The following is a 21,899-nucleotide window of genomic DNA, read 5'->3' as shown; positions in this document are numbered from 1 at the left end:
CCGACCCACACCCCGCTACTCGCCCTCGTACGCCTCAACCAATTCCCGCGACTTCTTGACGTCATCCGCGATAGCGACCAGCAACGCGTCGACGGAGTCGAACTTCGCCATCCCCCGCACAAAGGCGAGAAAGTCCACGGCCACGTGCAGCCCGTACAGGTCGAGGTCCACCCGGTCGATGGCGTAAGCCTCAACCGTGCGCTCCGTGGCGTCGAACTGCAGGTTCGTGCCCACGGAGATCGCCGCGGGCATGGCCTCACCCTCGACGTGCAGCCACCCCGCGTACACACCGTCCGCAGGGATGGCCGTGTGAGGGAGCGTCTCGACGTTGGCCGTCGGGAAACCGAGTTCGCGCCCGCGCTGCGCACCACGCACGACGACGCCCTCGACCCGGTGCGGGCGCCCGAGAATCTCGCGCGCACCCTCCACGTCACCCTCGGCCACGAGCCGCCGCGTCAGCGTCGACGAGAACGGCTCGCCGCCACCCGCCGAACCGGACACGAACAGGTCGACGACCTCGACCTCGAAGTCGTGGCTCGCCCCCTGCTCGGCGAGGAACGCGACCGTACCTGCGGCCTTGTGGCCGAAGCGGAAGTTGGGGCCCTCGACGACGAGGCGGGCGTGCAGCTTGTCGGCGAGGACGTGCGCGACGAACTCGGCCGGCGACAGCTTCGAGAACTCGGCGGTGAAGGGCAGGATCAGCAGCGCGTCGACGCCGAGTTCGGCCATCAGTTCCGCGCGCCGGTGGTGCGGGGCGAGCAGCGGAGGGTGGCTGCCGGGGCGCACGACCTCGCTGGGGTGCGGGTCGAAGGTGACCACGACGGCGGGCACACCGAGCTCACGGGCCCGTTCGACGGCGCGGCCGATGATCAGCTGATGGCCGCGGTGCACTCCGTCGTAGGAGCCGATGGTGACGACGCTGCGCCCCCAGTCCTGGGGGATGTCCTCCAAGCCACGCCAGCGCTGCACGGTGATTGCTCCTCGCGAACCTGTGTACGACGGTTACGTCCGTTTGCCGAATACGCAGGTCTAAGAGTGCCATGCCGAGCGCCCGCGCCCCGCATCGGGAGGGAGGGCAGCTGCCTGAGCAGGTCAGGCGGGCACCCGTACCCCGGCAAGCCGCTCGATCACGCGGCGGGCGCTGGGCCCGACGAGCCCGGCCCACTCCCGCGGCGCAGCGCCCAGCCACCCGACGACGAGGGCGGCGAACCCGGGCACGGAGTCGGCGCTCCCGACGAGCCCGCGGTCGAAGCACGCGGCACCCTCCGGGGTGCGTACGAGCCGCAGTCCGGTACGTCGCACCAGGTCACGGGTGCGGACCTCACCGGCGTCCGGGACGCTGCGGGCCGCGGTCCGCAGTACGGCGTCGAGCACGTCGGGGTCGTCCTCGTGGGCGAGCAGTACGTCGACGAGTTCGCCGCGCAGGGCTCGTGAGGCGCCGGTGCCGGGGCGGGCCAGTACGGGCGCGAGCTCGGCGCGTACCGGAGGCGGGCCGGTGCGCAGCAGGCCGGTGACGAGCGGGTGGAGCACCGCGCGGCCGGCCGGGCCGTGCTCCAGGCACCGGTCGACGTACTCGGCGACGGCCGGCGCCGTATCGGGCCGGTCCGCGAGCAGCTCCTCGACGAGGGCGGCGGCCCGCCGCGTGAGCGCGGGCGCCGTCACGGCGGCCAGGGTCCGGAGCACGCCGGCTGCTCCCCCGGGCTCCCGCGCCCGGCTCCGGAAGGCGTCGAGGACGGCCTCGGGATGCGTGGCCAGGGCGCCCGCGAACGCGTCGGCGGGCAGCCGTGGATCTCCGTCCGCGAACCGCCCGAGCGCCTGCGGCAGATACGTGTCCCGCGTCGCCGGGTCGCGGACGAGGAGGGAGAGCGCGGCCCCGTGGGCGGCGCCGTCGGCGGGGCGGGCGAGCAGGGCGAGCGCCGCGTAGCGGAGCAGGCCCCGGTCGGCGTCCGTGGTGACGTGCGGGGCGACGCGCAGGGCGTAGACGACGGCGGACGCGCGGCGGGCGGGGCGTTCGTCGTGGGCCCAGCGGTCGACGGCCCGGCACAGCGCCGACGGCTCCTCGTCGGCGAGCACGGCGAGGAGTTCGTCGCCGCGCGGATGCCCGCAGTCCGCGAGGGCCTCGGTGAGGTCGTCGACACCGCCGTGCCGGTGGGTGTGCAGGAGCGCTTGGGCGGCGGTGGCGACGGTCGCGTCGGGCAGCGCGGGCAGGGGCCGTTCGTCGTCGAACCAGCGGGTGAGGTGGGCCTGGACGGCGACCGGGTCGGCGGCGAGGAGTGCGGCGACGGTGTCCAGGTACCGGTGGCGGCTCCCGGGCGGCGGATCGTGCACGACGAGGCGGCGCAGGAGGGCGAGCCGGTCGGCGTCCGTGACCGGGACCCGCCGCCAGAACGACGGGGCGAGACACCCGCGGTCGGCGAGCGGTTCGAGCACGCCCAGGTAGGGCGTGGCATCGGGCACCCTGAGCAGCGTCTCCTCAAGGAGATGGGCCGCCCACCAGGAGGCGTCCGCGTCACCCGGCGTGAGCGACTTCAGGGCCAACTCGCCGAGAATTTCAAAGAGTTCGGCCGACCCTCGCTGGCGCTCGACGAGCAGAAGTGCCTGCACGACGGGTCCCGCCCGGTGCCGGGGTACGGGCACGGTGGGCGCCGCCCGGCCGGTGCCCCGCTCTCGGAACACGAGTGCCCGCAGCGCCCCGTCCAGGTCCAGGTGCATCCCCTGGATCCAGTCGGCGACCTCCTCGTGCGCAAACCGGTAGCCGCGCCCGGCAGGGACCAGTACCCCTTCGGCCAGGACGGCCGGGGCCCACGCCGTGACGCCCGCGCCCCGGCTCCCCGGCAGCGCGCCCCACGGGAACACCTCCTCGAACGCCTCCCGGTCCAGCTCGCCCTGCCCAGGCCCCAGGCACCGCCGGGCCGCCTCGTGGACCTGCCCGGACACCCGCGCGGCGAGCCTGCGCACGGCGGTGCCGCGCAACCCGTTCACGGCCGCGAGGCGGACCGCCACGCGCAGGCACATCAGGTCGAGGTACGCGGCGAAGACGGCGTCTCTGTCGGCGCTGCCCGGCACGGTCCCGCCGAGCGCGGCCCGCACGTCGGCGAGGAGCCGCAGCGCGAGCGGATGCCGGGCGTCGCGGCCGGCGAGCGCGTCCTCGGGCAGCCCGTACCGCTCGCGGGCGAGGCGGGCCTGGTCCCCGGTCAGCTCGCCGACCGGCACACACGCGGGCAGCCGCCCGGCCCGCCCGTACAGCACCTCGCCAGGGAACAGCCCGCCCGCGCGCTCCCAGAACTCCCCCCGGCACGCCACGACGAGCCGCACGCCGGCGTCCCGCAGCCAGCGGGCCGTGCCGCGGGTCCACTCGTCGAGGCGGTGAGCGAGGACGGGCGGCATCTCCTCCGGCCCGTCGAGCAGCATGACGAGGGGCCGCCCGGCCGCGCGGGCCTGCGCCGCGATGCGCTCCGGCGACACATCACCGATCACGTCCTCGGCGCCCCCTGGGAGCGACGCCGCGACGATGCGCCCGGCCCTGACCAGAGCCCTCCGCGCGGCGTCCGCCACGCTCCGGTCCTCGCCCTGCAGATCGGCGCCGCGCAGCCAGAGGGTGGGCGCGGGATGGACTCCCCGCCCGCGCCGCGCGGCGTACGCGGCAAGCTCGGTCGTACGGCCGCTGCCCGGCGCTCCCACCAGGGCGAGCACCGTCGCGTCCGTGGCCTCGAAGGCAGTGAACTCCCTTGCCACCTCCGGCCGTTCGACGGGTTCGGGGTCGAGGACGGCGCCGGGTCCGTCGGAGCCGACCGACGTGGCCGTCAGCTGAAGGGCACCCGCGAGGTTGAGCTCGTCCCCGTACACCGGCACCGTGGCCGCGTTCCGCGCGAGGAGCTGGGCGAGAGGCCCGCCGGGGTCGTTGGCGGCGGCCTCGCGCAGCGGTACGGCGAGACCGGCGGCCTGGTGTTCCGCCTGGAGCGATGTGCCGAGGACGGCGAGTACGGCGCCCGACGCGGCGTCGACGACGGGCCCTCCGGCGGCGCCCGCCCCGGGCCGCAGCGCGTCGCGGCCGTCGGTGCCGATGGCCAGTTCCATGGCGTCGAGAACGACGTGGCTGGTGTCGGCCGCCGCGTACGTGACGTCGACGTGCCCGAGCACACGCGCCTCGCGCCAGCCGCCGGCGGCGATGCGCACGTACGCCCCGGCGTCGGCAGGCGCCCGGACGGCGACCGGCAGGGGACGGATGCCGAGGCCGTCGGTGCGGATGAGGGCGAGTGCGGCGCGGGGCAGCGGCGTGATGTCGACGGTGCCCACGCTGTGCGTGGTTCCGTCGGGGGTGCGCAGGAGGAGGCGGTTGAGGCCGTCCACCGCTTCATGGCTGGTGACTACGGTGCCGTGGTCGTCGGCGACGAAGCCCGTACCGCGCGGACGCCCGGCGGGATCGCAGACACGGACGAGGGCCGGACCGCTGCCAGGGCCGCCATCGGGGCCGCCGCCGGAACCGGTGTCCCGTCCCGCCATCGTCGAACCTCCCGCTGTGCCCCGAAGGGCCGTGCCCCCTGGGACCGACGGTAGGCGCGCGATGATCAGCGGAACAGGCGCCGGAGCGAACGCGCCCCCTTCCACTCCCCCGGTTCACTCCGAGCGCCCGCTCGATGGGGTGAACCGACCGGGAGTGCTGGACAGACCCTTGGTGAGGGGGATCGTGGAGCGGCACGCAGCACACTGGGTGCCGCTCCACGATGGGGTCCTCGGGGCGAGATCAGCCGAAGACGGCGGAGTTAACCGGAGAAGCCGGAGTCAGCCGAAGACGGCGAGGCTCTTCGCCTTGCCCTTCGACTCCTCCACCAGCGCGAGGAACGTGCCCTCGGGATCGAACACGGCGACCGGCCCGGCGCCCGCGTACTCCCCGGGCATCTCCAGCCGCACGCCGTTGAGCAGCAGCTTCGCGCGCTTGGCGTCCACGTCCCAGCGGGTGAACGCGGCGGTCGCGGCATCGGCGACGGGCATCACGGTCAGCTCCTCCTGGAGCTGGTCGAGCGTCCGCGCGGTGTCCAGCTTGTACGGGCCGACCCGCGTGCGCCGCAGCGCGGTGAGGTGCCCGCCGACGCCCAGATCGGCGCCCAGGTCCCGGGCGAGGGCCCTGATGTACGTACCGGACGAGCAGACCACGGAGACGACGAGGTCGAGGACCGGGGTGCCGTCCTCGGCAACCGCGTCCCGGACGTCGTAGACGGCGAAGGACGAGACGGTGACCGGGCGGGCCGGGATCTCGAACTCCTCGCCCTCGCGCGCCCGCTTGTAGGAGCGCACGCCGTTGATCTTGATGGCGCTGACCTTGGACGGCACCTGCATGATGGCGCCGGTCAGCTTGGCGACCCCGGCGTCGATCGCGTCGCGGCGGACGCCGGACGCGTCGGCCGAGGACATGATGTCGCCCTCGGCGTCGTCGGTCAGAGTGTTCTGGCCGAGCCGGATGGTGCCCAGGTACTCCTTCTCGGTCAGCGCGAGATGGCCGAGCAGCTTGGTCGCCCGTTCCACCCCGAGGACCAGGACTCCGGTCGCCATGGGGTCGAGCGTGCCGGCGTGGCCCACGCGGCGGGTCTTGGCGATCCCGCGCATCTTGGCCACGACGTCGTGCGAAGTGAAGCCCGACGGCTTGTCGACAATGACAAGACCGTCGGGCGTCACGGTTTTCTTCTGCGTCATTCCGAGGCTTCGCCGTCCTCGTCCGCGCCGTCTTCATCGTCCGGCTTGCGGTACGGGTCCGCGCCCCCGGCGAACTCGGCGCCCGCGGACGTCTCCCGCACCTTCGCGTCCGAGATCCGGGCCTTGTCGAGGAGGTCCTCGATGGCCCGTGCGTTGTCCGGCAGGGCGTCCGCCACGAAGGCCAGGGTCGGCGTGAACTTCACACCGGCCGCCTGGCCCACGGCGGAACGCAGGACGCCCTTGGCGCTCTCGAGGCCGGCCGCGGCCGCGGCACGCTCCTCGTCGTCGCCGTAGACCGTGTAGAAGACCGTCGCCTCCCGCAGGTCACCCGTCACCCGGGTGTCCGTGATGGTCACATGCGTACCGAGCCGCGGGTCCTTGATCCCGCGCTGGAGCTTCTGGGCCACCACCTCTCGGATGAGGTCCGCCAGCCTTTTCGCCCGCGCGTTGTCGGCCACTGCGCCGTCTCCTTCTTCGCCTTGCTCTTTTAGTCAGTCTTCGTCGCTGTGGAGCCTGCGTCGAACGGAGAGCAGCTCCACCTCCGGACGGGCGGCGATCAGACGCTCGCACCGGTCCAGTACGTCGGTGAGGTGCCCCGTGTCCCCGGAGACCAGCGCCAGGCCGATCTCGGCCCTGCGATGCAGGTCCTGGTTTCCCGTCTCCGCCGCACTCACCGCGTACTTGCGCTGGAGTTCGGCGACGATCGGGCGGACCACGGAGCGTTTCTCCTTCAGCGAGCGCACGTCGCCGAGGAGCAGATCGAAGGACAGAGTCCCCACATACATGTGTGTCCGGATGTCCCGCCGGTTCGGGTTCGTGGCCCCGCCAACCACTTGGCGGGGACACCAGAACCGTACACGCAACGGCCGGGGCCGATCGACGGGATTACGTCCCGCCGACCGGCCCCGACCTTGAGCTGTGCGCTGATCAGGCGCGCGGCTTCTCGCGCATCTCGTAGGTCGCGATGACGTCGTCGACCTTGATGTCGTTGAAGTTTCCGAGGTTGATACCGCCCTCGAAGCCTTCGCGGATCTCGGTGACGTCGTCCTTGAAGCGACGCAGACCGGAGATGTTGAGGTTCTCCGCGATGACCTTGCCATCGCGCAGCAGGCGCGCCTTGGTGTTGCGCTTGACCTCGCCGGACCGGACGAGCACACCGGCGATGTTGCCCAGCTTGGACGAGCGGAAGATCTCGCGGATCTCCGCCGTGCCGAGCTCGACCTCTTCGTACTCCGGCTTGAGCATGCCCTTGAGGGCCGCCTCGATCTCCTCGATGGCCTGGTAGATCACCGAGTAGTAGCGGACGTCGACGCCCTCGCGGTCCGCCATCTGGGCTGCGCGGCCCGCGGCGCGGACGTTGAAGCCGATGACGATCGCGTCGGAACCGGTCGCCAGGTCGATGTCCGACTCGGTGACGGCACCCACGCCGCGGTGCAGGACGCGGATGTCGACCTCTTCGCCGACGTCGAGCTGGAGCAGCGAGGACTCGAGAGCCTCCACCGAACCGGACGCGTCGCCCTTGATGATGAGGTTGAGTTCCTGCACCAGACCGGCCTTGAGGGCCTCGTCCAGGTTCTCCAGGGAGAACCTGACGCCACGCCGCGCGAAGTTGGCGTTGCGCTCGCGAGCGGCACGCTTCTCGGCGATCTGACGGGCCGTACGGTCCTCGTCGACGACCAGGAAGTTGTCGCCGGCGCCCGGGACGTTGGTGAGACCCAGGACCAGGACGGGGGTCGACGGACCCGCTTCCTCGACGTTGTTGCCGTTGTCGTCGAGCATCGCCCGGACACGGCCGTACGCGTCGCCGACCACCATCGTGTCGCCGATGCGCAGCGTTCCGCGCTGGACGAGGACGGTGGAGACGGCACCGCGGCCGCGGTCGAGGTGGGACTCGATCGCAATACCCTGCGCGTCCTGCTCCGGGTTGGCCCGCAGGTCGAGCGAGGCGTCCGCGGTCAGGACCACGGCCTCGAGCAGCTGGTCGATGTTCAGACCCTGCTTGGCGGAGATGTCGACGAACATCGTGTCGCCGCCGTACTCCTCGGCCACCAGACCGAACTCGGTGAGCTGACCGCGCACCTTGGTCGGGTCGGCACCCTCGACGTCGATCTTGTTGACCGCGACCACGATCGGCACGTCGGCCGCCTTGGCGTGGTTCAGCGCCTCGATCGTCTGAGGCATCACACCGTCGTTGGCCGCCACCACGAGGATCGCGATGTCGGTCGACTTCGCACCACGGGCACGCATGGCGGTGAACGCCTCGTGACCCGGGGTGTCGATGAAGGTGATGCGACGCTCTTCTTCGTTGACCTCGGTCGTGACCTGGTACGCACCGATGTGCTGCGTGATACCGCCGGCCTCGCCCGCGACGACGTTCGTCTTGCGGATGGTGTCGAGCAGTCGGGTCTTACCGTGGTCGACGTGACCCATGACGGTCACGACCGGCGGACGCGCGACGAGGAACTCCTCGCCACCCTCGTCCTCGCCGAACTCGATGTCGAAGGACTCGAGAAGCTCGCGGTCCTCCTCCTCCGGGCTGACGATCTCGAGGATGTAGTTCATCTCGTCGGCGAGGAGCTTCAGCGTCTCGTCGGAGACGGACTGCGTGGCCGTCACCATCTCGCCGAGGTTCATCATCACGGCGACGAGCGACGCCGGGTTGGCGTTGATCTTCTCCGCGAAGTCGGTGAGGGAGGCACCGCGCGACAGACGGACGGACTGTCCGTTGCCGCGAGGCAGCATGACGCCGCCGACCGACGGGGCCTGCATGGCCTCGTACTCCTGGCGCCTCTGCCGCTTCGACTTGCGGCCACGACGGGCGGGCCCGCCGGGACGGCCGAAGGCACCCTGCGTGCCACCGCGGCCACCGGGACCGCCGGGACGGCCACCGAAGCCGGGACGGCCACCGCCGCCACCGGGACGACCGGCGAAGCCGCCGCCACCACCGGCACCGGGCGCACCCGGACGACCGGCGAAGCCGCCGCCACCGCCACCGGGACGGCCGGCGAAGCCGCCGCCACCGGGACGACCGCCGCCGCCACCCGGACGACCGCCGCCGCCGGGACCACGGCCACCGCCGGGGCCACCACCGGGACGCGGGCCGGCAGCGGGACGCTGCGGCATCATGCCCGGGTTCGGACGGTTACCACCGGGAGCGCCGCCGGGACGCGGGGCGCCGCCCTGCGGACGGGGCATACCACCGGGGGTCGGACGGGCGCCGCCCTGACCCTGCGGGCGCGGGGCGCCACCGGGGCCACCCTGCGGACGCGGGCCGCCGGGGCCGCCCTGGCCGCCGCCGGGACGCGGGGCGCCGCCGGGACGGGGCGCCTGCGGGCGCGCCATACCGGTGGAGCCACCGGACGTGAACGGGTTGTTACCGGGACGCGGGCCGGCCGGACGGGCGCCGGGACGCTGGCCCTGACCACCCTGACCACCCTGGCCGCCGGGGCGCGGGGCACCCTGACGGTCGCCGCGGGCCTGACCCTGACCACCCTGGCCGGGCGCGGCCGGACGGGCACCACCGGGCTTGGGAGCGCCGGGACGGGCACCCGGGCGCGGACCGGCGGCCGGCGGGGCCGCGGGGGCCTGTGCGGCGGGAGCCGGAGCCGCGGGCGGCGCCGTGAACTCGGGCGCGGCCGGCGCCGGAGCGGCGGGACGCGGGGCCGGCTTGGGGCCGGGCGTGGGGCGCTGACCGGCGACCGGGGTGACCGGGGCCGGGGCAGCGGGCTTCTCCGCGGCGGCGGGCTTGGGAGCCGCCGGACGCGGGGCGGCCGGCTTGGCGGCCTGCGCCGGAGAAGGGGTCGGACGGGCCGGCGAGGGCTTCGCGGGCGCGGCCTTGCGCGGGGCGGGCTTGCCGCCACCGCTGCCCTGCTGGAGGGCGTCAGTCAGCTTGCGTACAACGGGCGCCTCGATCGTCGAGGACGCCGAACGGACAAATTCACCGAGTTCTTGGAGCTTGGCCATGACGACCTTGCTCTCCACCCCGAACTCCTTGGCGAGTTCGTATACCCGGACCTTAGCCACTTCGCTCCTTTTAGGTCCGGGTTACGCCGGACCGTCGCTACTTCATGGGCGTACTCATCGCGTACTCATCGAGTGCTCATCGCAATCTCGACCTACTTCCAACTCGCGAGGTACCAGGACCGCACGGGGGCCCCGTGCGGTCATGTCTTACGGTGTTGCCTGCTCGACGCGGTGGCGCAGCGCCTCCGTGTCGAACGGTCCAGGGGCCTTGAACGCCCTCTGGAACGCCCGGCGGCGGACCGCCAGGTCCAGACACGCCGGAGCGGGGTGCACATACGCACCCCGGCCGGGCAGCGTACCGCGATGATCGGGGACGCATTCGCCACCGACCGCCACGATGCGCAGCAGATCGCTCTTGGCCGCTCGCTCCCGGCAGCCCACACACGTGCGTTCTGGGCATACACGGGCATCCGTCCGGCCAGACACGATTAAGTCTACCTCCCCGTACCGACCTCACCCCTTTGGGGCAAAAATCGAACGGTTGTTGTCGTGATCTTTGTGGTCACCGCCCGGGCACGCCACTGATTTATTCAGCGCCGGACGGGCCCTGCTGCTCGGTGTCGGGACGGATGTCGATCCGCCAGCCGGTGAGCCGCGCGGCGAGGCGGGCGTTCTGGCCCTCCTTGCCGATGGCCAGCGACAGCTGGTAGTCCGGCACGATCACCCGCGCGGAGCGGGCGGCCATGTCGACGACCTCGACCTTGGTCACCCGCGCCGGCGACAGGGCGTTGGCCACCATGTCCGCCGGGTCGTCGGACCAGTCGACGATGTCGATCTTCTCGCCGTTGAGCTCGGCCATGACATTGCGCACGCGGCCGCCCATCGGGCCGATGCAGGCGCCCTTGGCGTTCAGGCCGGAGCGGGTCGAGCGGACCGCGATCTTGGTGCGGTGCCCGGCCTCGCGCGCGATGGCGGAGATCTCGACGGAACCGTCGGCGATCTCGGGTACCTCGAGCGCGAACAGCTTCTTCACCAGGTTGGGGTGCGTGCGCGACAGGGTCACGGACGGGCCGCGCACACCCTTCGCCACGCGCACCACGTACGAGCGAAGGCGCATACCGTGCTGGTACTCCTCGCCCGGGACCTGCTCCTGCACCGGCAGGATGGCCTCGAGCTTGCCGATGTCGACCAGCACGTTCTTCGGGTCGCGGCCCTGCTGGACCACGCCCGTCACGATGTCGCCCTCGCGTCCGGCGTACTCACCGAGCGTCGCGTCGTCCTCGGCGTCGCGCAGCCGCTGCAGGATGACCTGCTTGGCGGTCGTCGCGGCGATCCGGCCGAAGTCGGACGGGGTGTCGTCGAACTCCCGGGCCTCCTGGCCCTCTTCGAGCTCGGACGGGTCCTCCTTCGCCCACACCGTCACATGGCCGCTCTCGCGGTCGAGGCGCACGCGCGCGTGGCGACGGCTTCCCTCGGTGCGGTGGTACGCGATGAGGAGGGCCGACTCGATCGCCTCGACGAGGAGGTCGAAGGAGATCTCCTTCTCCCGAACCAGACCCCGCAGGGCACTCATGTCGATGTCCATGGCTACGCCTCCTCCTCATTCTCTTCGTTCTTGTTCTTGCGGTTGAACTCGACCTGGACGCGCGCCTTGGCGATGTCGTCGAAGGTGATCCGCCGGGCGGTGGGCTTGCGCCCCTTCACGCCGGGCACCTCGAGGTCCACGCCCTCGTCGTCCACGGTCAGGATCCGCGCCACGAGCTCGCTCGCGTCGGCCAGCTGGAACTTCACCAGGCGGTCGACGGCGCGCACATAGTGGCGGTGCTCGGTCAGGGCGCGCTCGGCGCCGGGGGTGCCGACCTCGAGGTCGTACTCGCCCTCGCCCATGGCGTCCGTCTCGTCCAGCTTCGCCGAGAGCGCGCGGCTCACATCGGCGACCTGGTCCAGGTCCGCCCCGGTATCGGAGTCGACGACGACTCGCAGCACGCGCTTGCGTCCGACCGACGCCACTTCGATCTCTTCGAGATCGAGGCCCTGGGAGCTCACGAGCGGTTCCAGTAGTGACCGCAGCCTCTCGCTCTGGGTGGTGCTCATCCGGGTGACTCCTCGGCCGCGTGTGCTGTTGTGGTCTCGTCGTGTGTCAGGTCAAAGGGTATCCGGTCCAGGGGGGTGTTGCCGTCCACCCGGCCCGGGCCGCAGGTACGGTGATCACCGGGCGTGCGCCCATCCCTCCTGCTGAATCCTTCCTCCCGAGGACGTCTGCCGTGCCTTTGACCACTGGGGTCCCCTCGGGGCCGCGTAGAAGGAGCTTGCTGGCCGGGGTGGCCGGAGCCGCGCTTCTGACGGGCTGTTCGGACGGCGAGGACTCCTCGTCGGGCGGCGCGCGGGGCGCGAGCAGCGTCTCCGCCGCGCAGCGCATCACGGCGCGCGCGGCCCGCGACAGCAACGGCCTGCTCGACCGGTACGAGGCCGCGCTCGCGGCCCATCCCTTCCTGGCCGCCCGGCTGGGCCCGCTGCGGGACGAGGTGGCCCGGCACGCGAAGGCCTTCGGCGCGGCGGCGCGTCCGTCGGCGCCCGCCTCGCCCTCGCCTTCGCCTTCGCCTTCGCCGAGCAAGCCCCCCGCGGCTCCGCCCTCCGCGAAGGACACCGTGAAGGCGCTGGCGGCGGCCGAGCGGGACATCGCCGGGCGCCGGGCGTCCGACCTGGTCGACGCCCCCGCCGAACTGGCCCGCCTGCTCGCCTCGGTGGCCGCGGCGGGCGCCGGCCACGCGTATCTGCTGACGGAGGACTGAGATGGCCCGCACGAGCGACAGCGACAAGGAGCTCCTGGCCGCGCTCCAGGCGGCACTGGGCGCCGAGCACGCGGCCGTGTACGGGTACGGCGTGGTCGGCGGCCGGATCAAGGAGGACCGCAAGGGCGAGGCGCGTACCGCGTACGACGCTCACCGGGCGCGTCGGGACGATCTGCGGCGCACGGTGCGTGACCTCGGCGGCGAGCCCGAGCCGTCCGCGGGTGCCTACGCGCTGCCCTTCCCCGTGCCGGACTCGGGCGCGGCTGCGCGGCTCGCGGCGGACATCGAGGACCGGGTCGCCGGGGTGTACTCGGACCTCGTGCGGGCGGCGCAGGGCGCGCGACGCCGGGCGGCGGCCGATGCGCTGCGGGAGGCAGCGGTGCGGGCGGTGCGGTGGCGCGGCGGGAGCGTAGCCTTCCCTGGACTCGCCGAGCGGTCAGCGGCGCGGGACGCGCCCTCGACACCGCGGGCATAGGCAGTCACTGTCACAGGAACGGTCCGCGGGGACGGTCACGGGGAAGGGAGTTGCTCGCGCATGTCTTACGAAGCGCCGAAGCGGCTGGTCAACGCACTGGAGGAGGTGCGGGACGAGGGGGCGTCCGCGTGGCTGGCGAGCCTGCCGGAGCTACTCCGTCAGACCGTGGAGCGGCTGGAACTGACGGTCGAGCGGGTGCATGTGCCGGGTGGGCGCAGCAGCCTTGTCGTGCTGGTGCGGCGGGCCGACGGTTCGCCCGCCGTCCTCAAGCTGGCGCCGGAGCGCTACCGCCCGGAGGCCGAGCACGCGGCGCTCACGCAGTGGAACGGCTTCGGGGCGGTGCAGCTCGTCGGTGACGGCGGGGACCTGCTTCTGGAGCGGCTGCATCCGGACATGTCGGTGCGGTCGCTGCCTGAGGCGAAGGCGCTTCTCGAGGCGGCCGGAACGCTGCGCAGGCTGTGGGTGGACCCGCCGTCGTGGCGGTCCTGCGAGACGGTCGCCGACCGGACGGGGCGGCAGGCCGAGCTGATGCGGGCGACGGCGGACATCGAGCCGGATGTCGTGCCGCTCGTCGACGCGGCGCTCACTGCTCGGGACGATCTGCTTGTGGCTCCGCCTGAGAAGCGGTTGCTGCACGGGACGTTCCGGCAGAGCAAGGTCCTTGCCGGGGAGCGGACTCCTTGGCTCGCGGTGGGGCCCGATCCGGTCGTGGGTGAGTGCGCCTTTGATCTTGCGCGCCTTGTCCGGGACCGGGTGGAGGATCTGATCGCTTCGCCGTCGGGGGCGACGACTACGCGGCGGCGGGTCAAGCGGCTTGCGGAGTCGTTGGATGTGGATCAGGAGCGGTTGCGGGGGTGGACGTTGTTCCGGGCCGTTGAGTCGGGGGTTCGGGCGCTGCGGGTGGGGCGGGCGCGGGATGCGGAGCTGTTGCTGGAGTTTGCGGGGTGGCTGTAGGGGCCGGTTGTAGGGACGGTTCTTCTCCCCCAACCCGCCCCTTCCCGAAGTTCCTGGGGCTCCGCCCCAGACCCCGGTCCTCAAACGCCGGACGGGCTGAAATGACAGCCCGTCGGCGGAGCCGCACGATGGCACAGCCCCGAACCTCTTCGGGGCACGACTGAGGGCCGGGACGCGGCGTCCCGGCCCTCAGTCACATACCGATGATTACGCCGTGAGGCGCGCGATGGCCTCTTCGACCGTTACTTCCTCGCGCTCGCCCGTCTTGCGGTCCTTGAGTTCGACGATGCCCTCGGCGGAGCGGCGGCCTGCTACCAGGATCTGGGGGACGCCGATCAGTTCGGCGTCGGTGAACTTCACACCCGGGGAGACGCCGGCGCGGTCGTCGACCAGGACGCGGACGCCCGCGTCGGCCAGCTTCTGGGAGACCTCGAGGGCCAGCTCCGTCTGGAGGGCCTTGCCGGCGGCGACCACGTGGACGTCGGCCGGGGCGATCTCCTTCGGCCAGCACAGGCCCTTGTCGTCGGCGAGCTGCTCGGCGAGGGCGGCCACCGCGCGGGAGACGCCGATGCCGTACGAGCCCATGGTCACGCGGACCGGCTTGCCCTGGTTGCCGAGGACGTCGAGCTGGAAGGCGTCGGCGTACTTGCGGCCGAGCTGGAAGATGTGGCCGATCTCGATGGCGCGGTCCAGGCGCAGGCCGGTGCCGCACTTGGGGCAGGGGTCGCCCGCCTCGACCACGACGACGTCGAGGTAGTCGTCGACCTCGAAGTCACGGCCCACGACGACGTTCTTCGCGTGCTTGCCGGCCTTGTTGGCGCCGGTGATCCAGGCAGTGCCCGCGGCGACGCGCGGGTCGGCGATGTAACGGACCTTGTCCAGGCCCTGCGGGCCGACGTAGCCGCGTACCAGGTCGTCGCGGCCCTCGAAGTCCTCGGCGGTGACGAGCTCGACGACGGCCGGGGAAAGGTGCTCGCCCAGCTTGCCGAGGTCGACCTCGCGGTCGCCGGGGACGCCGACGGCGACGATCTCACCGTCGACCTTGACGAGGAGGTTCTTGAGGGTGGCGGAGGCCTCGACGCCGAGGTGAGCGGCGAGGGTCTCGATGGTCGGGGTGTCGGCGGTGTCCAGCTCCTCGACGGCCGGGTGCTCGACGCTCTCGGCGGCCTTGGCGACGAAGGTGACGGCCTCGGTGTTGGCCGCGTAGTCGCACGCGGGGCAGTCGACGAAGGTGTCCTCGCCGGCGGGGGCCGGGGCGAGGAACTCCTCGGAGGCCGAGCCGCCCATCGCGCCCGAGACGGCGGAGACGATGCGGTGGTCGAGACCGAGGCGGTTGAAGATCTTGATGTACGCCTCGCGGTGCAGCGCGTACGACTCGGCCAGGCCCTCGTCCGTGGTGTCGAAGGAGTACGAGTCCTTCATCAGGAACTCGCGGCCGCGCAGGATGCCGGCGCGCGGGCGGGCCTCGTCGCGGTACTTCGCCTGGATCTGGTAGAGGATCACCGGCAGGTCCTTGTAGGACGAGCACTGGTCCTTGACCAGCTGCGTGAAGATCTCCTCGTGGGTCGGGCCGAGGAGGTACTCCGCGCCCTTGCGGTCCTTGAGGCGGAACAGCTCGGGGCCGTACTCCTCCCAGCGTCCCGTCGCCTCGTAGGGCTCCTTGGGCAGCAGGGCCGGGAGCAGGACCTCCTGGCCGCCCATCTCGTCCATCTCCTCGCGGACGACGCGGGCGACGTTCTCGAGGACCTTCTTGCCGAGCGGGAGCCACGACCAGATGCCCGCCGCCGTACGGCGCACGTACCCGGCCCGCACGAGCAGCTTGTGGTTGAGCGTCTCGGCGTCGGCCGGGTCGTCACGCAGTGTCTTGACCATCAATCGGGACATGCGCTGGACCTGGGCCATGATTTTGACTCCTGCTGCGAAAGATAGGGATGCCCAGGAGGTTAGCCGGGCGCGGGCCGCGCCCGGAAATCGGATTCGCTCAACGACGCAGCGGAAGCGGTGCGCCCATGACCGCGTAGGGCCTCGGTGCGCCGGGGAACAGCACCTTGCGGGCGAGGTCCTGGTAGCCGAGCGAGCGGTAGAGGCCGCGGGCCGGGCTGTCCTGGTCGATGGCGGACAGGATCGAGCGGGGCTCGTCGGCGCTGTCGGTGATGGTGGTGATGAGGGAGCGTCCGATCCCGCGGTTCTGGTAGCGCGGGTGGACGTGCAGCTCGGTGATCACGAAGGAGTCGTCGAGCCACCGGTCGAGGTCACGCGAGCGCAGGTACGGCTCGACGACGGTGGACCACCAGTGAGCCCGGTCGTTCGGCATCCCGTAGACGAAGCCGACGAGGCGGCCGCCCGTGGTGTGGGCGCCGAGGGCGCGCGCTCCGGGGTAGGTGAGGTGCCGCAGCACGATCTGGCGGCGTACGGCGATCTCGTCGTCGCTCAGCCCGAAGGCGTACGCCTGCACGGCGAGTGCCTCGTCCACGTGTGACGCGAGGTCGAGAGGCCCGATGGTGACGTCGTCGTCGTGGGTCATGACGCGGAGACTACAGGTCGCGTCGGCAGCTTTCCGAAGATCGGAAAGGTGGCTCCGGAACGTCAGAAGAGGACGCTCATGAACGCGCCGACTTCCTCGAATCCGACCCGGCGGTAGGCCGCCCGCGCCGGGGTGTTGAAGTCGTTGACGTAGAGGCTGACCACGGGTGCGACATCCATGAGGGCGTAGCGCAGGACGGCTGCCATGCCGGGGGCGGCGAGGCCGTGGCCGCGGTACTCGGGGGCGATCCACACGCCCTGGATCTGGCAGGCCTCCTTCGTCGCGGCGCCGATCTCGGCCTTGAAGACGACCTTGCCGTTCTCGTCGAGCCGGGCGAACGCGCGCCCCGAGCCCACGAGTTCGGCCACGCGTGCCTGGTAGAGCAGGCCCCCGTCACCGGCGAGCGGCGAGACGCCGACCTCCTCGGTGAACATCGCCACGCACGCCGGCATGATCGTCTCCATCTCGTCCTTGCGGACGCGGCGGACGTAGGGGTCCGGGGCGATGCCGGCGGGGAGCCGGTCGGTGACCATGAGGGGCTGGTGGGCCCGTACTTCTCTGGCGGGGCCCCAGTTCGGTTCGAGCAGGCGCCAGAGCAGGGCGGTGGGTTCGGCGGGGCCGACGATGGAGGAGCAGCGGCGGCCGGACCGGCGGGCGCGGTCGGCGAAGCCGCGGACGGCTCTCGGGGTGGCGCAGATCGGGACGAGGTTGGCGCCGGCGTAGCAGAGGGACTCCAGCATTCCGTCCTCGTACCAGCCCCACATCTCGCCGCCGAGCCGCCAGGGGTCGAGGCCGGCGACCTGGACGCGGGCGGTCACGAAGGCGTTGGCGACGGGCTCGCGGCCGAGTACGGCGAGCGCGGCGTCGAGGTCACTCGGTTCGAGGACCCGGGTGGTGGTCTGCGTCAGCACGGGGGCCTCACGGCGGGGCGGGACGACATCTCTGGGGCCCCCGCACTGTACCTGGCGGACTTGTGGGGTGCGCTCTCGTGTGCCGGGTTCTTGCTCTGGGGCGGCTGCGGCAGCGTCGTGGCTGGTCGCGCCCACGCGGCGGAGCCGCACGATGTCACGGCCCCGCGCCCCTTCAGGGGCGCGAGCAACCGCACCGTCAGAGTCAGCCCGCGACGGCCACCGTCGGCTCGCCGGAGGCGACCCCGTCCTTCTCCATCTGCTCCGCGATCTTCAGTGCCTCTTCGATGAGGGTCTCGACGATCTTCGACTCGGGGACGGTCTTGATGACCTCGCCCTTGACGAAGATCTGGCCCTTGCCGTTGCCGGAGGCGACGCCGAGGTCGGCCTCGCGGGCCTCGCCCGGGCCGTTCACGACGCAGCCCATGACGGCGACGCGCAGCGGGACCTCCATGCCGTCGAGGCCTGCGGTGACTTCCTCGGCGAGCTTGTAGACGTCGACCTGGGCGCGGCCGCAGGACGGGCAGGAGACGATCTCCAGGCGGCGCGGCTTGAGGTTCAGGGACTCCAGGATCTGGTTGCCCACCTTGATCTCCTCGACCGGCGGGGCCGAGAGGGAGACGCGGATGGTGTCGCCGATGCCCTCGGAGAGCAGCGCGCCGAAGGCGACGGCGGACTTGATGGTGCCCTGGAAGGCAGGGCCGGCCTCGGTGACACCGAGGTGCAGCGGGTAGTCGCACTGGGCGGCGAGCTGCCGGTAGGCGTTCACCATCACGACCGGGTCGTTGTGCTTGACCGAGATCTTGATGTCGCGGAAGCCGTGCTCCTCGAAGAGCGACGCCTCCCACAGGGCGGACTCGACGAGCGCCTCGGGGGTGGCCTTGCCGTACTTCTTGAGGAGACGGGCGTCGAGCGAGCCCGCGTTCACGCCGATGCGGATCGGGGTGCCCGCGTCCTTGGCGGCGCGCGCGATCTCCTTGACCTTGTCGTCGAACTGCTTGATGTTGCCCGGGTTCACGCGGACCGCGGCGCAGCCGGCGTCGATGGCGGCGAAGACGTACTTCGGCTGGAAGTGGATGTCCGCGATGACGGGGATCTGCGACTTCTTCGCGATGGTGGCGAGGGCGTCGGCGTCGTCCTGCGTGGGGCAGGCGACGCGGACGATCTGGCAGCCGGACGCGGTGAGCTCGGCGATCTGCTGGAGCGTGGCGCCGATGTCGGACGTACGGGTCGTCGTCATGGACTGCACCGACACCGGTGCGTCTCCGCCTACCGCCACGGTGCCGACCTGGATCTGCCGGCTTTTGCGGCGCTCGGCGAGCTTGGTCGGAACGGACGGCATACCGAGAGAAATCGCGGTCATCTGCTGTGCAACCCCAAGGTGTGGATTCGAGACCCGAGCCCGGGAAGGGACGACACGGATCGGGTCCGTGGTGAGCGGGCTCCAGGCTTCGAGATTACGGCACCGGCACGGGCCGGAGCACATCCCGTACCCAAGTCCACCCAAAGGCAGGCGGCCGGGCACACACCATGCCCGGCCGCCTGGAACCCGTGGTTACTACGAGATCTTGACGGGATTCACCACGTCAGCGATCAGCACCAGCAACGTGAAGCAGACGAAGACGCCTGCCACCACGTACGCCACCGGCATGAGCTTCGCCACGTCGAACGGGCCCGGGTCGGGGCGTTTGAAGACTCGCGCGACATGGCGGCGGAGTGCCTCCCACAGGGCGCCCGCGATGTGTCCGCCGTCCAGCGGAAGCAGCGGCAGCATGTTGAAGAGGAACAGCGACAGGTTGAAGCCCGCCACGAGCATCAGGGCCATGCCGATCTGCTGGGTGGCCGGGATGTCCAGGTTGAAGATCTCCCCGCCGACGCGGGCGGCGCCGACGACGCCCATGGGCGAGTCCGGCTCGCGCGGGCCGTTGCCGAAGGCCGCGTCCCACAGGGCCGGGACCTTGCCGGGCAGTGCGGCGAGCGAGTGCACCGCGTCATCGACGCGGTCTCCCATCCAGGTGACGGACTCGCCGAAGTCCTGGTGCACGACGCCGGTGGAGGCGCTGAAGCCGAGGAAGCCGGCGGTGACGTACTGGCCCTTGACGATCTGGCCGCTGCTGTCCTTCTTCGCGACCTGGTTGGTGGCGATCTTGGCGTGCAGGACCTTCTCGTGGCCGTCGCGCACGACGACGATGTCGACGTTCCGGCCGGGGTTGGCGCGGATCTCGTCGGAGAGGGTGTTCCAGCGGTCGGTCTTCACGCCGTTGAACGAGACGATCTTGTCCTTGGCGCGCAGTCCGGCCGCGGCGGCCGGGGACGCGGGGTCGGACGACTTGCAGGTGTCGCGGTTCTCGCTCTGCTTGACCACGCACTGCTGCACCTCGCTGACCGTGGTGGTCTGCTGCGGGATGCCGAAGCCCATGAGGACCGTGAGGAACAGGCCGAACGCGAGGATCAGGTTCATGAACGGGCCCGCGAACATCACGATGACCCGCTTCCACGGCTTGCGCGTGTAGAAGAGGCGGTCCTCGTCGCCGGGCTGGAGCTCCTCGAAGGCGGCGGCGCGCGCGTCCTCGACCATGCTGCGGAACGGCGAGGTCGAGCGGGCTTCGACCTTTCCGTCCGGGCCGGGCGGGAACATGCCGATCATGCGGATGTAGCCGCCGAGCGGGACCGCCTTGACGCCGTACTCCGTGTCGCCCTTCTTACGCGACCAGATCGTCGGGCCGAAGCCGACCATGTACTGGGGCACGCGGATCTTGAAGAGCTTCGCGGTCGACAGATGCCCCAGCTCGTGCCAGGCGATCGAGATCAGGAGTCCGATCGCGAAGACGACTATGCCGAGGATCATCATCAGGGTCGTCATGCACGAGCCTCCGCGGTCGATGTCGCCTGTGCCGTCAGTTCGCGGGCCCGGGCGCGTGCCCAGGTCTCCGCTTCGAGGACGTCCGCGACGGTCAGTGAAGTTCCCGCCGCGGGAACGCCGTGTTCCTCGACGACCCTCGTGACGGTCTCCATGATGCCGTTGAACGGCAGTCCGCCGTTCAGGAACGCGTCGACGCACTCCTCGTTCGCCGCATTGAACACCGCCGGGGCCGTGCCCGCGAGCTTGCCCACGTGCCGGGCGAGCCCCACCGAGGGGAAGGCCTCGGTGTCGAGCGGGAAGAACTCCCAGCTCGACGCCTTCGTCCAGTCGAACGCGGGCGCGGCGCCCGGGATGCGCTCGGGCCAGCCGAGGCCGATCGCGATGGGTCCGCGCATGTCGGGCGGGGTGGCCTGGGCGAGCGTGGAGCCGTCCGTGAACTCGACCATGGAGTGCACGTAGGACTGCGGGTGGACGACGACCTCGATCTGCTCGAACGGAATGTCGTAGAGGAGGTGGGCCTCGATCACCTCCAGGCCCTTGTTGACGAGGGTCGCGGAGTTGACGGTGATGACGGGGCCCATCGCCCAGGTCGGGTGCGCGAGCGCGTCCTCGGGCCTGACGTTGGCGAGGTCCGCCTTCGTCCGTCCTCTGAAGGGGCCGCCGGACGCGGTGACGACGAGCTTGCGTACGTCGGCGCGCTTGCCGGCCGCGAGGGCCTGGAAGAGCGCGGCGTGCTCGGAGTCGACCGGGATGATCTGGCCGGGCTTCGCGAGCGCCTTGACCAGGGGGCCGCCGACGATCAGCGACTCCTTGTTGGCGAGGGCGAGGGTGCGCCCGGCCTCGAGTGCGGCGAGGGTCGGGGCGAGGCCGATGGATCCGGTGATGCCGTTGAGGACGGTGTGGCAGGGGGAGGCCGCGAGCTGGGTGGCCGCGTCGGGTCCTGCCAGGATCTCGGGGAGCGGCTCGCCGTCGCCGTACTGCTCGCGCAGGGCCTCGCGCAGGGCGGGTACGGCGTCCTCGCGGGCGACCGCGACGGTGCGTACGCGGAGCTGTCTGGCCTGTTCGGCGAGGAGGCCGACCCTGCCGCCGGCGGCGGACAGCGCCGTGACCGTGAAGCGGTCGGGGTTGCGCAGGACCAGGTCGATGGCCTGGGTGCCGATCGAGCCCGTGGAGCCGAGGATGACGACCTCGCGCGGGCCGTCCGAACCGGAGGGGTCGTAGACGAGATGAGGGTCCGCGAGGGGTGATGCGCTGTCGCTCATGCCCCCATTGTGGCGTGGCCGCCGGCCCCGGCGGACAGCGCGTCCCCGGCGGTTCGGCTCAGTGCCCGGTCATGGAGCGGATGTAGTGGCTGAGGTTGGCGCTGATGACGCCGCGTACGTAGAGGACGGCGCCGGCCAGGCCCACGGGGACGGAGAGGGCGAGGACGGCGAACAGGGTCGGCCAGGCGTCGAGGACGCAACTGTCGTAGACGCGGCCGTCGTAGCTTTCTCTGACCGTCTCCAAGAGGAGCGGGCCGTGGCAGCTCCCGCCGCCGGCCGCGAGGAAGACGCTCGACGGCAGCAGGAGCCTGGCCAGCAGGAACAGCCACATGAGCGCGGCGGCGACGAGCAGCCAACCGCCGCGTGTGCGCATTTTCAGCGCTTCGGCGAGGAACCGCCGTTCCAGGTCGTTGCGGTACGTGCGGTCGTCGCGCATGGCTTACGTCTCCCCCGGGGCCTGTGAGCGT

The 21,899-nt window shown here is 71.7% G+C and carries 19 protein-coding genes; 3 read left to right on the top strand and 16 right to left on the bottom strand.

The genetic code is table 11. The features are described from left to right. Positions 1 to 15: 15 nt before the first annotated feature. The 9 genes from ABZ893_RS12820 to rimP all read right to left on the bottom strand — a co-directional run bounded on the left by ABZ893_RS12820 (position 16) and on the right by rimP (position 11,748). Positions 16 to 969 (bottom strand): bifunctional riboflavin kinase/FAD synthetase, encoded by a 954-nt coding sequence (locus ABZ893_RS12820; RefSeq protein WP_361401202.1) that lies wholly within the window; start codon positions 967 to 969, stop codon positions 16 to 18. Positions 970 to 1,092: 123 nt separating this feature from the next. Further along, a complete protein-coding gene (locus ABZ893_RS12815; RefSeq protein WP_361401199.1) occupies positions 1,093 to 4,503 on the bottom strand; it encodes a serine protease in 3,411 nt (1,136 codons plus the stop codon). Between the two features lie 279 nt (positions 4,504 to 4,782). Beyond that, positions 4,783 to 5,691, bottom strand: a complete 909-nt coding sequence (gene truB / locus ABZ893_RS12810) for a tRNA pseudouridine(55) synthase TruB (RefSeq protein WP_361401195.1) — start codon at positions 5,689 to 5,691, stop codon at positions 4,783 to 4,785. After that, entirely contained in the window at positions 5,688 to 6,149 is a 462-nt protein-coding gene (rbfA, locus tag ABZ893_RS12805; RefSeq protein ID WP_361401192.1) for a 30S ribosome-binding factor RbfA, read from the bottom strand. The genes truB and rbfA overlap by 4 nt, the downstream gene beginning before the upstream one ends. A 33-nt stretch (positions 6,150 to 6,182) precedes the next feature. Beyond that, the gene (locus ABZ893_RS12800) at positions 6,183 to 6,476 is read right to left on the bottom strand and encodes a DUF503 domain-containing protein (protein ID WP_361401190.1); all 294 of its coding nucleotides are present in this window, start codon (positions 6,474 to 6,476) and stop codon (positions 6,183 to 6,185) included. A 142-nt stretch (positions 6,477 to 6,618) separates the two neighbouring features. Continuing rightward, positions 6,619 to 9,714, bottom strand: a complete 3,096-nt coding sequence (infB, locus tag ABZ893_RS12795; protein WP_361401187.1) for a translation initiation factor IF-2 — start codon at positions 9,712 to 9,714, stop codon at positions 6,619 to 6,621. A 147-nt stretch (positions 9,715 to 9,861) separates the two neighbouring features. Beyond that, positions 9,862 to 10,140, bottom strand: coding sequence for a YlxR family protein (locus tag ABZ893_RS12790; RefSeq protein WP_361401184.1), 279 nt, complete (start codon positions 10,138 to 10,140; stop codon positions 9,862 to 9,864). A gap of 100 nt (positions 10,141 to 10,240) precedes the next feature. Further along, on the bottom strand, positions 10,241 to 11,239 hold the full coding sequence (nusA, locus tag ABZ893_RS12785; protein WP_361401182.1) for a transcription termination factor NusA: 999 nt from the start codon (positions 11,237 to 11,239) through the stop codon (positions 10,241 to 10,243). 2 nt (positions 11,240 to 11,241) lie between these two features. Further along, the gene (rimP, locus tag ABZ893_RS12780; RefSeq protein WP_361401179.1) at positions 11,242 to 11,748 is read right to left on the bottom strand and encodes a ribosome maturation factor RimP; all 507 of its coding nucleotides are present in this window, start codon (positions 11,746 to 11,748) and stop codon (positions 11,242 to 11,244) included. Between the two features lie 227 nt (positions 11,749 to 11,975). Between rimP and ABZ893_RS12775 the strand changes: the two genes are divergently transcribed. The 3 genes from ABZ893_RS12775 to ABZ893_RS12765 are packed head-to-tail and all read left to right on the top strand — an operon-like array spanning position 11,976 to position 13,875. Continuing rightward, positions 11,976 to 12,446, top strand: a complete 471-nt coding sequence (locus ABZ893_RS12775; RefSeq protein ID WP_361401176.1) for a hypothetical protein — start codon at positions 11,976 to 11,978, stop codon at positions 12,444 to 12,446. A 1-nt stretch (position 12,447) separates the two neighbouring features. Continuing rightward, on the top strand, positions 12,448 to 12,921 hold the full coding sequence (locus ABZ893_RS12770) for a ferritin-like domain-containing protein (RefSeq protein ID WP_361401173.1): 474 nt from the start codon (positions 12,448 to 12,450) through the stop codon (positions 12,919 to 12,921). A 60-nt stretch (positions 12,922 to 12,981) separates the two neighbouring features. Further along, positions 12,982 to 13,875 (top strand): aminoglycoside phosphotransferase family protein, encoded by an 894-nt coding sequence (locus ABZ893_RS12765; RefSeq protein ID WP_361401170.1) that lies wholly within the window; start codon positions 12,982 to 12,984, stop codon positions 13,873 to 13,875. A gap of 207 nt (positions 13,876 to 14,082) precedes the next feature. Here the strand turns inward: ABZ893_RS12765 and ABZ893_RS12760 are convergent, their stop codons facing one another. The 7 genes from ABZ893_RS12760 to ABZ893_RS12730 all read right to left on the bottom strand — a co-directional run bounded on the left by ABZ893_RS12760 (position 14,083) and on the right by ABZ893_RS12730 (position 21,868). Further along, positions 14,083 to 15,777, bottom strand: coding sequence for a proline--tRNA ligase (locus tag ABZ893_RS12760; protein ID WP_361401167.1), 1,695 nt, complete (start codon positions 15,775 to 15,777; stop codon positions 14,083 to 14,085). A gap of 79 nt (positions 15,778 to 15,856) precedes the next feature. Next, positions 15,857 to 16,399, bottom strand: coding sequence for a GNAT family N-acetyltransferase (locus ABZ893_RS12755; protein ID WP_361401164.1), 543 nt, complete (start codon positions 16,397 to 16,399; stop codon positions 15,857 to 15,859). 62 nt (positions 16,400 to 16,461) lie between these two features. After that, complete coding sequence (locus ABZ893_RS12750; protein WP_361401162.1) at positions 16,462 to 17,310, bottom strand: GNAT family N-acetyltransferase; 849 nt, start codon at positions 17,308 to 17,310, stop codon at positions 16,462 to 16,464. A gap of 202 nt (positions 17,311 to 17,512) precedes the next feature. Then, the gene (ispG, locus tag ABZ893_RS12745; protein ID WP_361401159.1) at positions 17,513 to 18,670 is read right to left on the bottom strand and encodes a flavodoxin-dependent (E)-4-hydroxy-3-methylbut-2-enyl-diphosphate synthase; all 1,158 of its coding nucleotides are present in this window, start codon (positions 18,668 to 18,670) and stop codon (positions 17,513 to 17,515) included. Positions 18,671 to 18,865: 195 nt separating this feature from the next. Then, entirely contained in the window at positions 18,866 to 20,158 is a 1,293-nt protein-coding gene (locus ABZ893_RS12740) for a site-2 protease family protein (RefSeq protein WP_361401352.1), read from the bottom strand. Between the two features lie 8 nt (positions 20,159 to 20,166). Then, on the bottom strand, positions 20,167 to 21,432 hold the full coding sequence (dxr, locus tag ABZ893_RS12735; RefSeq protein ID WP_361401156.1) for a 1-deoxy-D-xylulose-5-phosphate reductoisomerase: 1,266 nt from the start codon (positions 21,430 to 21,432) through the stop codon (positions 20,167 to 20,169). Between the two features lie 58 nt (positions 21,433 to 21,490). Continuing rightward, positions 21,491 to 21,868, bottom strand: coding sequence for a hypothetical protein (locus ABZ893_RS12730; RefSeq protein ID WP_361401154.1), 378 nt, complete (start codon positions 21,866 to 21,868; stop codon positions 21,491 to 21,493). Between the last annotated feature and the right edge of the window lie 31 nt (positions 21,869 to 21,899).

Origin of the sequence: Streptomyces sp. NPDC046821, from assembly GCF_040645335.1 — a bacterium.
In the GTDB taxonomy this organism is placed as follows: domain Bacteria; phylum Actinomycetota; class Actinomycetes; order Streptomycetales; family Streptomycetaceae; genus Streptomyces.
Note: the sequence above shows the minus strand (reverse complement) of the source record. Positions and strands in the feature narration are given on the sequence as shown.

Coding starts and splice junctions, on each gene's coding strand:
- ABZ893_RS12815 (WP_361401199.1), bottom strand. CDS start 4,503: ATGGCGGGACGGGACACCGGTTCCGGCGGCGGCCCCGATGGCGGCCCT.
- truB (WP_361401195.1), bottom strand. CDS start 5,691: ATGACGCAGAAGAAAACCGTGACGCCCGACGGTCTTGTCATTGTCGAC.
- ABZ893_RS12800 (WP_361401190.1), bottom strand. CDS start 6,476: ATGTATGTGGGGACTCTGTCCTTCGATCTGCTCCTCGGCGACGTGCGC.
- nusA (WP_361401182.1), bottom strand. CDS start 11,239: ATGGACATCGACATGAGTGCCCTGCGGGGTCTGGTTCGGGAGAAGGAG.
- rimP (WP_361401179.1), bottom strand. CDS start 11,748: ATGAGCACCACCCAGAGCGAGAGGCTGCGGTCACTACTGGAACCGCTC.
- ABZ893_RS12770 (WP_361401173.1), top strand. CDS start 12,448: ATGGCCCGCACGAGCGACAGCGACAAGGAGCTCCTGGCCGCGCTCCAG.
- ABZ893_RS12765 (WP_361401170.1), top strand. CDS start 12,982: ATGTCTTACGAAGCGCCGAAGCGGCTGGTCAACGCACTGGAGGAGGTG.
- ABZ893_RS12760 (WP_361401167.1), bottom strand. CDS start 15,777: ATGGCCCAGGTCCAGCGCATGTCCCGATTGATGGTCAAGACACTGCGT.
- ABZ893_RS12755 (WP_361401164.1), bottom strand. CDS start 16,399: ATGACCCACGACGACGACGTCACCATCGGGCCTCTCGACCTCGCGTCA.
- ispG (WP_361401159.1), bottom strand. CDS start 18,670: ATGACCGCGATTTCTCTCGGTATGCCGTCCGTTCCGACCAAGCTCGCC.
- ABZ893_RS12740 (WP_361401352.1), bottom strand. CDS start 20,158: ATGATGATCCTCGGCATAGTCGTCTTCGCGATCGGACTCCTGATCTCG.
- dxr (WP_361401156.1), bottom strand. CDS start 21,432: ATGAGCGACAGCGCATCACCCCTCGCGGACCCTCATCTCGTCTACGAC.
- ABZ893_RS12730 (WP_361401154.1), bottom strand. CDS start 21,868: ATGCGCGACGACCGCACGTACCGCAACGACCTGGAACGGCGGTTCCTC.